Raw genomic sequence first — 12,268 nt, 5'->3', positions numbered from 1 at the left:
GCTATGCCCTACTTCTTCTTGGCTTCTTTACGACGGACGACTTCGTCGGCGTAACGCACGCCCTTGCCTTTGTAAGGCTCCGGCGGACGGAAGTCGCGAATTTCGGCAGCAACCTGACCGACCAGCTGCTTGTCGATACCCTTGATCAGGATATCGGTCTGGCTGGGGGTCTCAGCGACGATGCCGGCCGGCAGTTCGTAATCAACCGGATGGGAGAAGCCGAGGGACAGGGACAGCACTTGGCCCTTGGCCTGCGCTTTGTAACCAACGCCGACCAGCTGGAGCTTGCGCTCGAAGCCCTGGCTGACGCCGACTACCATGTTGTTCACCAGAGCACGGGTGGTACCAGCCATGGCGCGAGTCTGCTGGTCGCCGTTACGCGCAGCAAAACGCAGCTCACCGCTGTCCTGGATCACTTCGACCGAAGGATGGACCTTGAGCTCCAGAGCACCTTTGGCGCCCTTGATGGACAGTTGCTGACCAGCCAGTTTGATTTCAACGCCGGCAGGCAGCTTGACGGGGTTCTTAGCAACGCGAGACATGCTGATTCCCCTTAGAACACAGTGCAGAGCACTTCGCCGCCAACACCAGCAGCACGGGCAGCACGATCGGTCATCACACCTTTGTTGGTGGAGACGATCGACACACCGAGGCCGCCACGAACTTTCGGCAGTTGCTCAACGGATTTGTACTGACGCAGGCCAGGACGGCTGATGCGCTTGACCTCTTCGATGACAGGCTTGCCTTCGAAGTACTTCAGTTCGATGGACAGCTGGGGTTTTACTTCCGAGCTGATCTGGAAATCCGCAATATAGCCTTCGTCCTTCAGGACTTTGGCTACCGCCGCTTTCAGTTTCGAGGACGGCATGCTTACGACGGTCTTTTCAGCCATCTGGGCATTACGGATGCGAGTTAGCATGTCTGCTAACGGGTCCTGCATACTCATGGGCTTAACGCTCCTGATACAAAAGAATAAGCCTTCAACTTCAATTCGCCCATAAACGCCAGGCGAAACAAACCCAGGCTCAGGGGAGCCGGGTATTCTAGAGATCACGCCAAAACGAATCAAGCCCCATGAGGGGCTTGATTCGATGTCGCGATCAACGGTGCCGACTGGCGACACCGTTCGCTGCGATTACCAGCTGGCTTTCACCAGACCCGGTACGTCGCCGCGCATGGCGGCTTCGCGCAGCTTGTTACGGCTCAGGCCGAACTTGCGGTAGAAGCCGTGCGGACGACCGGTCAGGCGGCAACGGTTACGCAGGCGGCTGGCGCTGGCGTCACGCGGTTGCTTCTGCAGGGCGACCTGGGCATTCCAACGCTCTTCCGCAGAGGAGTTCGGATTAGCGATGATCGCTTTCAGCTCGGCACGCTTCTTGGCGTACTTGGCTACCGTCAGCTGACGCTTCAGCTCGCGGTTCTTCATGCTCTCTTTAGCCATGTTCCTACTCCAATCAGTTACGGAACGGGAATTTGAAAGCACGCAGCAGGGCGCGACCTTCGTCATCCGTACGAGCGGTGGTGGTCAGGGTGATGTCCAGGCCACGCAGCGCATCGATCTTGTCGTAATCGATTTCCGGGAAGATGATCTGCTCTTTCACGCCCATGCTGTAGTTGCCGCGACCATCGAAGGACTTGGCATTCAGGCCGCGGAAGTCACGCACGCGCGGCAGGGAGATGGACAGCAGACGATCCAGGAACTCGTACATCCGGTCGCTACGCAGGGTGACCTTGACGCCGATCGGCCAGCCTTCACGGATCTTGAAGCCAGCGATGGACTTACGAGCGTAAGTCACGACCGGCTTCTGACCAGTGATCTTTTCCAGATCGGCTACGGCGTTCTCGATGATCTTCTTGTCACCGACCGCCTCGCCAAGACCCATGTTCAGGGTGATTTTGGTAACGCGCGGAACTTCCATCACGTTCGCCAGCTGAAGCTCTTCTTTCAGCTTGGGCGCGATTTCCTTCCGATAAATTTCTTTCAATCGTGCCATGGTGATCTACCTAGCAGCCTCAAGCCTGAACCGGTTTCTGGGTCGACTTGAAGACACGAATTTTCTTACCGTCTTCTACCTTGAAGCCAACGCGGTCAGCCTTGCTGGTTTCAGTATTGAAGATGGCGACGTTGGAGACGTGCAGAGGCGCCTCCTTCTCGACGATACCGCCCTGTTGGCCGAGCATCGGATTGGGCTTGGTGTGGCGCTTGATCAGGTTCACCCCGCCGACGACCAGACGGTCGTCAGCGAGAACCTTCAGCACCTTGCCACGCTTGCCCTTGTCCTTGCCGGCAATGACGATTACTTCGTCGTCACGACGAATCTTTTGCATGACGGCTACTCCTTACAGCACTTCGGGGGCGAGCGAGACGATCTTCATGAACTTCTCGGTACGGAGTTCACGAGTCACTGGCCCAAAGATACGGGTGCCGATCGGCTCCTGCTTGTTGTTCAGCAGGACGGCGGCGTTGCCGTCGAAGCGGATGATGGAACCGTCGGTACGACGCACGCCGTGCTTGGTGCGAACGACCACGGCAGTCATGACCTGGCCCTTCTTCACTTTGCCGCGCGGAATCGCTTCCTTGACGGTGACCTTGATGATGTCGCCGATGCCGGCGTAACGGCGGTGGGAACCGCCGAGCACCTTGATGCACATCACACGACGCGCGCCGCTGTTGTCAGCGACATCGAGCATGGATTGAGTCTGAATCATATAATTTCTCCGACCCCTAGTCCTTAGACTTCCACCGCGCGTTCAACGATATCAACCAGGGTCCAGGCCTTGGTCTTGGCCAGCGGACGGGTTTCGCGAATGGTGACCAGGTCACCAATGCGGCACTGATTGGATTCGTCGTGTGCGTGCAGTTTGGTCGAACGCTTGACGTATTTGCCGTAGATCGGGTGCTTGACGCGACGCTCGATCAGTACGGTGACGGTCTTGTCCATTTTGTCGCTGACGACGCGGCCGGTCAGCGTACGGACGGTTTTCTGAGCTTCAGCCATGATCACTTACCTGCTTGCTGATTGAGCACAGTTTTAACGCGAGCGATGTCGCGCTTAACCTGCGAGAGCAGGTGAGACTGCCCCAACTGGCCAGTTGCTTTCTGCATGCGCAGATTGAACTGGTCGCGCAGCAGGCCGAGCAGTTGCTCGTTCAGCTGCTCAACGGATTTTTCACGAAGTTCATTCGCTTTCATCACATCACCGTCCGCTTAACAAAGGAGGTGGCGAGGGGCAGCTTTGCAGCAGCCAGGGCGAAAGCCTCACGCGCCAGCTCTTCGGAAACACCCTCGATCTCGTACAGGACTTTGCCCGGCTGGATCTGGGCTACCCAGTACTCGACCCCACCCTTACCTTTACCCATACGAACTTCGAGGGGCTTCTTGGTGACAGGCTTGTCAGGGAATACGCGGATCCAGATCTTGCCGCCACGCTTCACGTGACGGGTCAGCGCACGACGCGCGGACTCGATCTGACGAGCAGTAAGGCGGCCACGGCTAGTGGCCTTCAGTGCGTACTCACCGAAGCTGACCTTACTACCACGATGAGCCAGACCACGGTTGTGGCCGGTCATTTGTTTGCGGAACTTCGTACGCTTGGGTTGCAGCATTTGCGTACTCCTTACCTAGCAGCTTTTTTACGAGGAGCGGGTGCTACCGGCTTCAGCTCTTCCTGGCGGCCACCGATGACCTCGCCCTTGAAGATCCAAACCTTGACACCGATCACACCGTAAGTGGTGTGCGCTTCGTAGGTGGCATAGTCGATATCGGCGCGCAGGGTGTGCAGGGGCACACGACCTTCGCGATACCATTCGGTACGGGCGATTTCAGCCCCACCCAGACGACCGCTGACCTGAATCTTGATGCCCTTGGCACCAATGCGCATGGCGTTCTGTACGGCGCGCTTCATGGCGCGACGGAACATTACGCGACGCTCCAGCTGCTGGGCTACGCTCTGCGCAACCAGCATGGCATCGAGTTCCGGCTTGCGGATTTCCTCGATGTTGATGTGCACGGGCACACCCATTTGCTTGGTCAGGTCCTGGCGCAGTTTCTCAACATCTTCACCTTTCTTGCCGATCACGATGCCGGGACGAGCGGTGTGGATGGTGATGCGTGCGGTTTGAGCCGGACGATGAATATCGATACGGCTTACGGACGCGCTTTTTAGTTTGTCTTGGAGGTACTCACGCACCTTCAGATCGGCAAACAGGTAATCCGCATAGTTCTTGCGGTCTGCGTACCAAACGGAGGTGTGCTCCTTGACGATACCCAGGCGAATGCCATTGGGATGTACTTTCTGACCCATCTGTCGACTCCGTTACTTGTCCGCAACCTTGACCGTGATATGGCAAGACCGCTTCACGATGCGATCAGCACGGCCTTTGGCACGCGGCATGATGCGCTTGAGCGAACGACCTTCGTTGACGAAGACGGTGGAGACCTTCAGGTCATCCACATCGGCGCCTTCGTTGTGCTCAGCGTTGGCAACGGCCGACTCCAGCACTTTCTTCATGATCTCGGCGGCTTTCTTACTGCTGAAAGCCAGGAGGTTGAGCGCTTCGCCCACCTTCTTCCCGCGGATCTGGTCGGCGACCAAGCGGGCTTTCTGGGCGGAGATACGAGCGCCCGACAGCTTAGCGGCTACTTCCATCTTCCTTACCCCTTAACGCTTGGCTTTCTTGTCCGCAGCATGCCCGCGGTAGGTGCGGGTAGCGGCGAACTCGCCCAGTTTGTGGCCGACCATGTCCTCGTTGACGAGAACCGGTACGTGTTGACGGCCGTTGTGCACGGCGATGGTCAGACCAACCATATGCGGCAGAATCATCGAACGACGCGACCAGGTCTTGATCGGCTTGCGGTCGTTCTTTTCCACCGCGACTTCGACCTTCTTCAACAGGTGAAGATCGATAAACGGACCTTTTTTCAGTGAACGTGGCACTGTGGTATCCCTCTATTTACTTGCGGCGGCGGACGATCATGTTATCGGTACGCTTGTTCGAGCGAGTCTTCTTACCCTTGGTCTGAAGACCCCACGGCGATACCGGATGACGACCAGCAGAGGTACGGCCTTCACCACCACCATGCGGGTGGTCGACCGGGTTCATCGCCACGCCGCGAACGGTCGGGCGAACACCACGCCAGCGCGTAGCACCGGCTTTACCCAGCGAACGCAGGCTGTGCTCGGAGTTCGAGACTTCGCCCAGGGTCGCACGGCACTCAGCCAGGACTTTACGCATTTCACCGGAGCGCAGACGCAGGGTTACGTACGCACCTTCACGCGCGACCAGCTGGGCGGAAGCGCCAGCGGAGCGAGCGATCTGAGCGCCTTTACCCGGCTTCAGCTCGATACCATGAACAGTGCTACCCACCGGGATGTTGCGCAGAGGCATGCTGTTGCCTGCCTTGATCGGCGCACCGATACCGGAGATCAGCTGGTCACCTGCAGCAACGCCCTTGGGGGCGATGATGTAGCGACGCTCGCCGTCTGCATACTTCAGCAGAGCGATGTGTGCAGTGCGGTTCGGATCGTATTCGACGCGTTCAACGATGGCAGGGATGCCATCCTTGTTGCGACGGAAGTCGACCAGACGGTAGTGCTGCTTGTGACCACCACCGATATGACGGGTGGTGATACGACCGTTGTTGTTACGGCCGCCAGACTTGGATTTCTTTTCCAGCAGCGGTGCGTAGGGAGCGCCTTTGTGCAGCTCCTGATTCACCACCTTGACGACAAAGCGACGACCAGCGGAAGTCGGTTTGCACTTAACGATTGCCATGATGCACCCCTTTACTCAGCGCTGGTGGCGAAATCGAGATCTTGGCCCGGCTGGAGAGCGATGTACGCTTTTTTCCAGTCGTTACGCTTGCCCAGACCGCGAGCGGTGCGCTTGGTCTTACCCTTGACGTTCAGGGTAGTGACGCGCTGTACCTTCACGCTGAACAGGCTTTCTACGGCCTTCTTGATTTCCAGCTTGGTTGCATCGGTGGCAACCTTGAAAACGAATTGGCTCTTGCCGTCCGCGAGACCCGTGGCTTTCTCGGAGATGTGCGGACCAAGCAGCACTTTGAATACGCGTTCCTGGTTCATCCCAGCAGCTCCTCGAACTTCTTCACGGCGGACACGGTGACCAGCACCTTGTCGTAGGCGATCAGGCTGACGGGGTCGGAACCTTGGACATCACGTACATCGACGTGCGCCAGGTTGCGCGCAGCGAGGTACAGGTTCTCGTCGACACCATCGGTCACGATCAGCACGTCTTTCAGACCCAGGGTGTCCAGCTTGGCAACCAGGCCCTTGGTTTTCGGTGCATCGACAGCGAAGTCGGCAACGACGACCAGACGGTCCAGACGAACGAGCTCGGCAAGGATGGAGCGCAGTGCTGCGCGGTACATCTTCTTGTTTAGCTTCTGTTCGTGGCTACGCGGTTTAGCGGCGAAAGTGGTGCCGCCCCCACGCCAGATGGGGCTACGGATGGTGCCAGCGCGAGCACGACCGGTGCCCTTCTGACGCCACGGCTTCTTGCCACCACCAGAGACTTCGGAGCGAGTCTTCTGCGCCTTGCTGCCCTGACGGCCGCCAGCCATGTAGGCCACGACTGCCTGGTGCACCAGGGTCTCGTTGAATTCGCCACCAAAGGTACGCTCGGAGACTTCGATAGCCTGAGCGCCGTTCACATTCAATTGCATCTCAGCTTCCCCCTTAACCGCGAGCCTTGGCTGCCGGACGCACGATCACATCACCGCCAGTAGCGCCGGGAACGGCACCCTTGACCAGCAGCAGATTGCGTTCAGCATCGACGCGCACGATCTCCAGGGATTGAACGGTTACCCGCTCCGCACCCAGATGACCGGACATTTTCTTGCCCTTGAACACTCGACCAGGAGTCTGGCACTGGCCGATGGAACCCGGGACGCGGTGGGAAACGGAGTTACCGTGGGTGTTATCCTGACCACGGAAGTTCCAGCGCTTGATGGTGCCCGCAAAGCCCTTACCCTTGGACTCGCCGGTAACGTCTACCATCTGGCCTGCCTGGAACAGATCGACAGTGATCTGGTCACCAGCGGCATACTGCTCTTCGCCCAGACGGAATTCCCATACGCCGCGACCGGCGGCGACATTCGCCTTGGCAAAGTGACCAGCTTGCGCTTTGGTAACGCGAGAAGCACGACGCTCGCCGGCGGTGACTTGCACTGCACGGTAGCCATCGGTTTCTTCAGTCTTGAACTGGGTGACGCGATTCGGCTCGACCTCGATGACCGTAACCGGAATAGAGACACCTTCCTCGGTGAAAATGCGGGTCATGCCGCATTTACGACCGACAACACCAATTGTCATGTTGTAAACCTCTTGAGTGTACGGGGCTTTCACCCGCTATGGCCGCCCATTTCAGAGCGTTACACGACCAATGCCGAAGGCATTAGCCGAGGCTGATCTGTACTTCAACGCCTGCAGCAAGATCGAGCTTCATCAGCGCATCGACGGTTTTATCCGTCGGCTGGACGATGTCCAGTACACGCTTATGTGTACGAATTTCGTACTGATCACGCGCATCTTTGTTGACGTGCGGAGAGATCAGCACGGTGAAACGTTCCTTGCGGGTCGGCAGAGGGATTGGACCACGCACCTGAGCACCAGTACGTTTCGCGGTTTCCACGATTTCCTGGGTTGATTGATCGATCAGGCGATGGTCAAAAGCCTTCAACCGAATCCGGATTTGTTGGTTTTGCATTTGACCTCAGACTCCAATTTACCATTCCCAACGGACGGACTACGCCCGTTAAAAGGAGGCGCAATTGTACGGATGCCCCCACAGGGTGTCAATATTTAACCAACGAACGAAAAAGGGGCCCCGAAGGGCCCCTTTTCTGATGGCAGGATCAGCGATTACTCGATGATCTTGGCAACCACGCCGGCGCCAACGGTACGGCCGCCTTCGCGGATCGCGAAGCGCAGGCCATCTTCCATGGCGATCGGAGCGATCAGGGTGACAACCATCTTGATGTTGTCGCCCGGCATTACCATCTCTACGCCTTCCGGCAGTTCGCAGTTACCGGTCACGTCGGTGGTACGGAAGTAGAACTGCGGACGGTAGCCCTTGAAGAACGGGGTGTGACGACCACCTTCTTCCTTGGACAGCACGTACACTTCGCACTCGAACTTGGTGTGCGGCTTGATGGTGCCCGGCTTGGCCAGAACCTGGCCACGCTCTACGTCTTCACGCTTGGTGCCGCGCAGCAGGATACCAACGTTCTCACCAGCACGACCTTCGTCGAGCAGCTTGCGGAACATTTCAACGCCGGTGCAGGTGGTCTTGGTGGTCGCCTTGATGCCGACGATTTCCACTTCTTCCTGGACCTTGATGATGCCGCGCTCTACACGACCGGTTACCACGGTACCGCGGCCGGAGATCGAGAACACGTCTTCGATCGGCATCAGGAACGGCTGGTCGATGGCACGAACCGGCTCCGGAATGTAGGAGTCCAGGGTCTCTACCAGCTTCTGCACGGCGCTTACGCCGATGCCGTTGTCATCCTTGCCTTCCAGCGCCATCAGCGCGGAACCGATGATGATCGGGGTGTCGTCGCCCGGGAAGTCGTAGGTGTTCAGCAGATCGCGAACTTCCATCTCGACCAGTTCCAGCAGCTCGGCGTCGTCGACCATGTCAGCCTTGTTCAGGAACACGACGATGTAGGGAACGCCCACCTGACGGGACAGCAGGATGTGCTCGCGGGTCTGCGGCATGGGGCCGTCGGCAGCCGAGCAAACCAGGATCGCGCCGTCCATCTGGGCAGCACCGGTGATCATGTTCTTCACGTAGTCGGCGTGACCGGGGCAGTCAACGTGAGCGTAGTGACGAACAGCGGAATCGTATTCAACGTGCGAGGTGTTGATGGTGATACCGCGGGCCTTTTCTTCCGGCGCGTTGTCGATCTGATCGAAAGCACGAGCGGAACCACCCCAGGTGTCGGAGCAGACCTTGGTCAGTGCAGCGGTCAGAGTGGTCTTGCCATGGTCAACGTGACCGATGGTGCCGACGTTGACGTGCGGTTTGTTACGTTCGAATTTTTCCTTAGCCACGACAGTAAACCTCTTACTTAAAGGGCTGAATCAACCTTGTTTTTTAACCAGCGCTTCGACGATGTTCGACGGAGCTTCGGCGTATTTGGAGAATTCCATGGAGTAGCTCGCGCGACCCTGGGACATGGAACGCACGTCGGTCGCATAACCGAACATCTCACCCAGCGGAACCTCGGCACGAATAACCTTACCGGAAACCGTGTCCTCCATCCCCTGAATCAGACCACGACGACGGTTCAGGTCGCCCATCACGTCACCCATGTAGTCCTCAGGAGTCACCACCTCTACCTTCATGATCGGCTCGAGCACCTTGCCGCCGCCCTTCTGGGCCAGCTGCTTGGTCGCCATGGAAGCAGCGATCTTGAACGCCATCTCGTTGGAGTCGACGTCATGGTAGGAACCATCGAAAACGGTAGCCTTCAGGCCGATGAGCGGATAGCCGGCAACGACGCCGTTCTTCATCTGCTCTTCGATACCCTTCTGGATCGCCGGGATGTATTCCTTCGGAACCACACCGCCCACGACTTCGTTCTCGAACACCAGGCCTTCGGTGATGTTGCCCTTCTCGTCCACGTCCGCGGCCGAGAAACGGATCCAGCAATGACCGAACTGACCGCGACCACCGGACTGGCGAACGAACTTGCCTTCGATCTCCACGTTGTCCTTGGTGATGGTCTCACGGTAGGCAACCTGCGGCTTGCCGATGTTGGCCTCGACGCCGAACTCGCGCTTCATGCGGTCGACGATGATGTCCAGGTGCAGCTCGCCCATGCCGGAGATGATGGTCTGACCGGACTCTTCGTCGGTCTTGACACGGAACGACGGGTCTTCCTGGGCCAGCTTGCCGAGGGCGATACCCATCTTCTCCTGGTCAGCCTTGGTCTTCGGCTCTACAGCGACCGAGATTACCGGCTCGGGGAAGTCCATGCGCTCGAGGATGATCGGCTTCTCGATCGAGCACAGGGTGTCACCGGTGGTGACGTCCTTCATGCCGATCAGGGCAGCGATGTCGCCTGCGCGCACTTCCTTGATCTCTTCACGCTGGTTGGCGTGCATCTGCACCATCCGACCGACGCGCTCTTTCTTGCCCTTCACCGAGTTCAGGACGGAGTCGCCGGAACTCAGGACGCCGGAGTAAACGCGGGCGAAGGTCAGGGTACCGACGAACGGGTCGGTAGCGATCTTGAACGCCAGGGACGAGAACGGTTCGTTGTCGTCGGCATGACGCTCGTCTTCGACGGTCTCGTCGTCCGGGCTGACGCCTTTGATCGCAGGGATCTCGGTCGGAGCCGGGAGGTAGTCGATGACGGCATCGAGAACCAGCGGAACGCCCTTGTTCTTGAACGAGGAACCGCAGACGGCCGGAACGATCTCGCACGCCAGGGTGCGCAGACGCAGGCCTTCCTTGATCTCGGCTTCGGAGAGCTCGCCCTCTTCGAGGTACTTGTTCATCAGCTCTTCGTTGGCTTCGGCCGCAGCCTCGACCATGCTGGAACGCCACTCTTCGGCCAGGTCCTTGAGCTCCGCAGGAATTTCTTCCTCGCGGTAGGTCATGCCCTTGTCGTCATCGTTCCAGTAGATGGCCTTCATCTTGATCAGGTCGACCTGACCGACGAAGTTCTCTTCAGCGCCGATGGCGAGCTGGACCGGAACCGGGGTATGACCCAGGCGCTTCTTGATCTGCTCGACGACGCGCAGGAAGTTCGCGCCCTGGCGGTCCATCTTGTTGACGTAGACGATGCGCGGTACGCCGTACTTGTTGGCCTGACGCCATACGGTTTCCGACTGCGGCTCTACGCCGGAGGTGCCACAGAACACCACGACAGCGCCATCCAGCACACGCAGGGAACGTTCCACCTCGATGGTGAAGTCTACGTGGCCGGGGGTGTCGATGACGTTTACGCGATAGTTGTCGTACTGACCGCGCGAGCCCTTCCAGAAGGTGGTAACGGCAGCGGAGGTAATGGTGATACCGCGCTCCTGCTCCTGCACCATCCAGTCGGTGGTCGCAGCGCCGTCATGCACTTCGCCCAGCTTGTGGTTGACGCCGGTATAGAACAGAACCCGCTCCGTGGTGGTGGTCTTGCCCGCGTCAACGTGGGCACAGATACCGATATTACGGTAGCGGTTGATGGGTGTAGTACGGGCCACAATAAGGTCCTCGGGGGTTGGGCAGCGCGATTAGAACCGGTAGTGCGAGAAGGCCTTGTTGGCCTCTGCCATACGGTGCACGTCTTCACGCTTCTTGACTGCTGCGCCCTTGCCTTCAGCGGCATCCAGCAGCTCGCCAGCCAGGCGCAGAGCCATGGACTTCTCGCCACGCTTGCGGGCGAAGTCCACCAGCCAACGCATGGCCAGGGCATTACGACGGGACGGACGGACTTCGACCGGAACCTGGTAAGTCGCACCACCTACGCGGCGGGACTTCACTTCGACCAGCGGAGCGATGGCATCGAGAGCTTTTTCGAAGGTTTCCAGGGGATCGGCCTTGCCGCGTTCCTTCACCTTGTCCAGCGCACCGTAAACGATACGCTCGGCTACGGCTTTCTTGCCGCTTTCCATCACGTGGTTCATGAACTTGGCCAGGATCTGGCTTCCGTATTTCGGATCAGCCAGCACTTCACGCTTGGCCGCTACACGACGTCTTGGCATTGATAAGCCCTCAAACGGTCTTCAGGTTAGCCCGGGACCATAACAGTCAAGTTACGCCCGACCTTACTCTTATCGACTCAGATAAATATAAAAACGCTATTACTTCGGACGCTTGGCGCCGTACTTCGAACGACCCTGCTTACGGTCTTTGACACCCGAGGTGTCCAGCGAACCGCGCACGGTGTGGTAACGCACACCCGGAAGGTCCTTTACACGACCGCCACGGATCAGCACTACGCTGTGCTCTTGCAGGTTGTGACCTTCACCACCGATGTACGAGGAAACCTCGAAACCGTTGGTCAGACGTACACGGCATACCTTACGCAGTGCCGAGTTCGGCTTTTTCGGCGTGGTGGTGTATACGCGGGTGCATACGCCACGACGTTGCGGGCAGTTTTGCAGCGCAGGCACGTCGCTCTTGTCGACCATGCGCTTGCGCGGCTTACGCACCAGCTGGTTGATAGTTGCCATCTATAGCTCCACTGATTGTCTTACGACACACAAACGAAATGACAGAGCGTGCGCCCTGCCAATTTTCG

Annotated in this window: 21 protein-coding genes; all 21 read right to left on the bottom strand. The window is 58.4% G+C overall.

The genetic code is table 11. The features are described from left to right. Positions 1–8: 8 nt before the first annotated feature. Positions 9–542, bottom strand: a complete 534-nt coding sequence (gene rplF, locus M6E97_RS00185; RefSeq protein WP_003093699.1) for a 50S ribosomal protein L6 — start codon at positions 540–542, stop codon at positions 9–11. An 11-nt stretch (positions 543–553) separates the two neighbouring features. Then, positions 554–946 (bottom strand): 30S ribosomal protein S8, encoded by a 393-nt coding sequence (rpsH, locus tag M6E97_RS00180; RefSeq protein WP_003093700.1) that lies wholly within the window; start codon positions 944–946, stop codon positions 554–556. A gap of 189 nt (positions 947–1,135) precedes the next feature. Continuing rightward, positions 1,136–1,441: a 30S ribosomal protein S14 gene (rpsN, locus tag M6E97_RS00175; protein ID WP_003093701.1), complete on the bottom strand. Its 306-nt coding sequence runs from the start codon at positions 1,439–1,441 to the stop codon at positions 1,136–1,138. A gap of 13 nt (positions 1,442–1,454) precedes the next feature. Then, positions 1,455–1,994 carry a 50S ribosomal protein L5 gene (rplE, locus tag M6E97_RS00170; protein ID WP_003093703.1) on the bottom strand — a complete coding sequence of 180 codons (540 nt, stop codon included), beginning with the start codon at positions 1,992–1,994 and terminating at the stop codon, positions 1,455–1,457. Between the two features lie 19 nt (positions 1,995–2,013). After that, positions 2,014–2,328, bottom strand: coding sequence for a 50S ribosomal protein L24 (gene rplX / locus M6E97_RS00165; protein WP_003093711.1), 315 nt, complete (start codon positions 2,326–2,328; stop codon positions 2,014–2,016). A gap of 12 nt (positions 2,329–2,340) precedes the next feature. Beyond that, positions 2,341–2,709: a 50S ribosomal protein L14 gene (gene rplN / locus M6E97_RS00160; RefSeq protein ID WP_003093714.1), complete on the bottom strand. Its 369-nt coding sequence runs from the start codon at positions 2,707–2,709 to the stop codon at positions 2,341–2,343. A 23-nt stretch (positions 2,710–2,732) separates the two neighbouring features. Beyond that, positions 2,733–2,999 (bottom strand): 30S ribosomal protein S17, encoded by a 267-nt coding sequence (gene rpsQ / locus M6E97_RS00155; protein ID WP_003093717.1) that lies wholly within the window; start codon positions 2,997–2,999, stop codon positions 2,733–2,735. Positions 3,000–3,001: 2 nt separating this feature from the next. Continuing rightward, a complete protein-coding gene (gene rpmC / locus M6E97_RS00150) occupies positions 3,002–3,193 on the bottom strand; it encodes a 50S ribosomal protein L29 (protein ID WP_003093720.1) in 192 nt (63 codons plus the stop codon). Further along, positions 3,193–3,606 carry a 50S ribosomal protein L16 gene (gene rplP, locus M6E97_RS00145; protein ID WP_003093723.1) on the bottom strand — a complete coding sequence of 138 codons (414 nt, stop codon included), beginning with the start codon at positions 3,604–3,606 and terminating at the stop codon, positions 3,193–3,195. The genes rpmC and rplP overlap by 1 nt, the downstream gene beginning before the upstream one ends. An 11-nt stretch (positions 3,607–3,617) precedes the next feature. Continuing rightward, positions 3,618–4,304 (bottom strand): 30S ribosomal protein S3, encoded by a 687-nt coding sequence (gene rpsC, locus M6E97_RS00140; protein WP_003093727.1) that lies wholly within the window; start codon positions 4,302–4,304, stop codon positions 3,618–3,620. A gap of 12 nt (positions 4,305–4,316) precedes the next feature. After that, on the bottom strand, positions 4,317–4,649 hold the full coding sequence (rplV, locus tag M6E97_RS00135; protein ID WP_003103908.1) for a 50S ribosomal protein L22: 333 nt from the start codon (positions 4,647–4,649) through the stop codon (positions 4,317–4,319). A 12-nt stretch (positions 4,650–4,661) separates the two neighbouring features. Beyond that, positions 4,662–4,937, bottom strand: a complete 276-nt coding sequence (gene rpsS, locus M6E97_RS00130; protein WP_003093734.1) for a 30S ribosomal protein S19 — start codon at positions 4,935–4,937, stop codon at positions 4,662–4,664. Between the two features lie 16 nt (positions 4,938–4,953). After that, positions 4,954–5,775 (bottom strand): 50S ribosomal protein L2, encoded by an 822-nt coding sequence (gene rplB / locus M6E97_RS00125; protein ID WP_003103878.1) that lies wholly within the window; start codon positions 5,773–5,775, stop codon positions 4,954–4,956. Between the two features lie 11 nt (positions 5,776–5,786). Then, positions 5,787–6,086, bottom strand: coding sequence for a 50S ribosomal protein L23 (gene rplW / locus M6E97_RS00120; protein ID WP_003093736.1), 300 nt, complete (start codon positions 6,084–6,086; stop codon positions 5,787–5,789). Beyond that, entirely contained in the window at positions 6,083–6,685 is a 603-nt protein-coding gene (gene rplD, locus M6E97_RS00115) for a 50S ribosomal protein L4 (protein WP_003093737.1), read from the bottom strand. The genes rplW and rplD overlap by 4 nt, the downstream gene beginning before the upstream one ends. 13 nt (positions 6,686–6,698) lie before the next feature. After that, positions 6,699–7,334: a 50S ribosomal protein L3 gene (gene rplC, locus M6E97_RS00110; protein WP_003103877.1), complete on the bottom strand. Its 636-nt coding sequence runs from the start codon at positions 7,332–7,334 to the stop codon at positions 6,699–6,701. 82 nt (positions 7,335–7,416) lie between these two features. Next, complete coding sequence (gene rpsJ / locus M6E97_RS00105) at positions 7,417–7,728, bottom strand: 30S ribosomal protein S10 (RefSeq protein WP_003103876.1); 312 nt, start codon at positions 7,726–7,728, stop codon at positions 7,417–7,419. A gap of 155 nt (positions 7,729–7,883) precedes the next feature. Continuing rightward, complete coding sequence (gene tuf, locus M6E97_RS00100) at positions 7,884–9,077, bottom strand: elongation factor Tu (protein WP_003115146.1); 1,194 nt, start codon at positions 9,075–9,077, stop codon at positions 7,884–7,886. A 30-nt stretch (positions 9,078–9,107) separates the two neighbouring features. Beyond that, a complete protein-coding gene (fusA, locus tag M6E97_RS00095) occupies positions 9,108–11,228 on the bottom strand; it encodes an elongation factor G (protein WP_003093741.1) in 2,121 nt (706 codons plus the stop codon). A gap of 30 nt (positions 11,229–11,258) precedes the next feature. Then, positions 11,259–11,729 (bottom strand): 30S ribosomal protein S7, encoded by a 471-nt coding sequence (rpsG, locus tag M6E97_RS00090; RefSeq protein WP_003093742.1) that lies wholly within the window; start codon positions 11,727–11,729, stop codon positions 11,259–11,261. 99 nt (positions 11,730–11,828) lie between these two features. Continuing rightward, the gene (gene rpsL / locus M6E97_RS00085; protein ID WP_003093744.1) at positions 11,829–12,200 is read right to left on the bottom strand and encodes a 30S ribosomal protein S12; all 372 of its coding nucleotides are present in this window, start codon (positions 12,198–12,200) and stop codon (positions 11,829–11,831) included. Positions 12,201–12,268: the final 68 nt, after the last annotated feature.

It is taken from the genome of Pseudomonas sp. B111 (assembly GCF_026428275.1).
In the GTDB taxonomy this organism is placed as follows: domain Bacteria; phylum Pseudomonadota; class Gammaproteobacteria; order Pseudomonadales; family Pseudomonadaceae; genus Pseudomonas; species Pseudomonas aeruginosa.
This window is presented reverse-complemented; position numbering and strand designations above follow the sequence as displayed.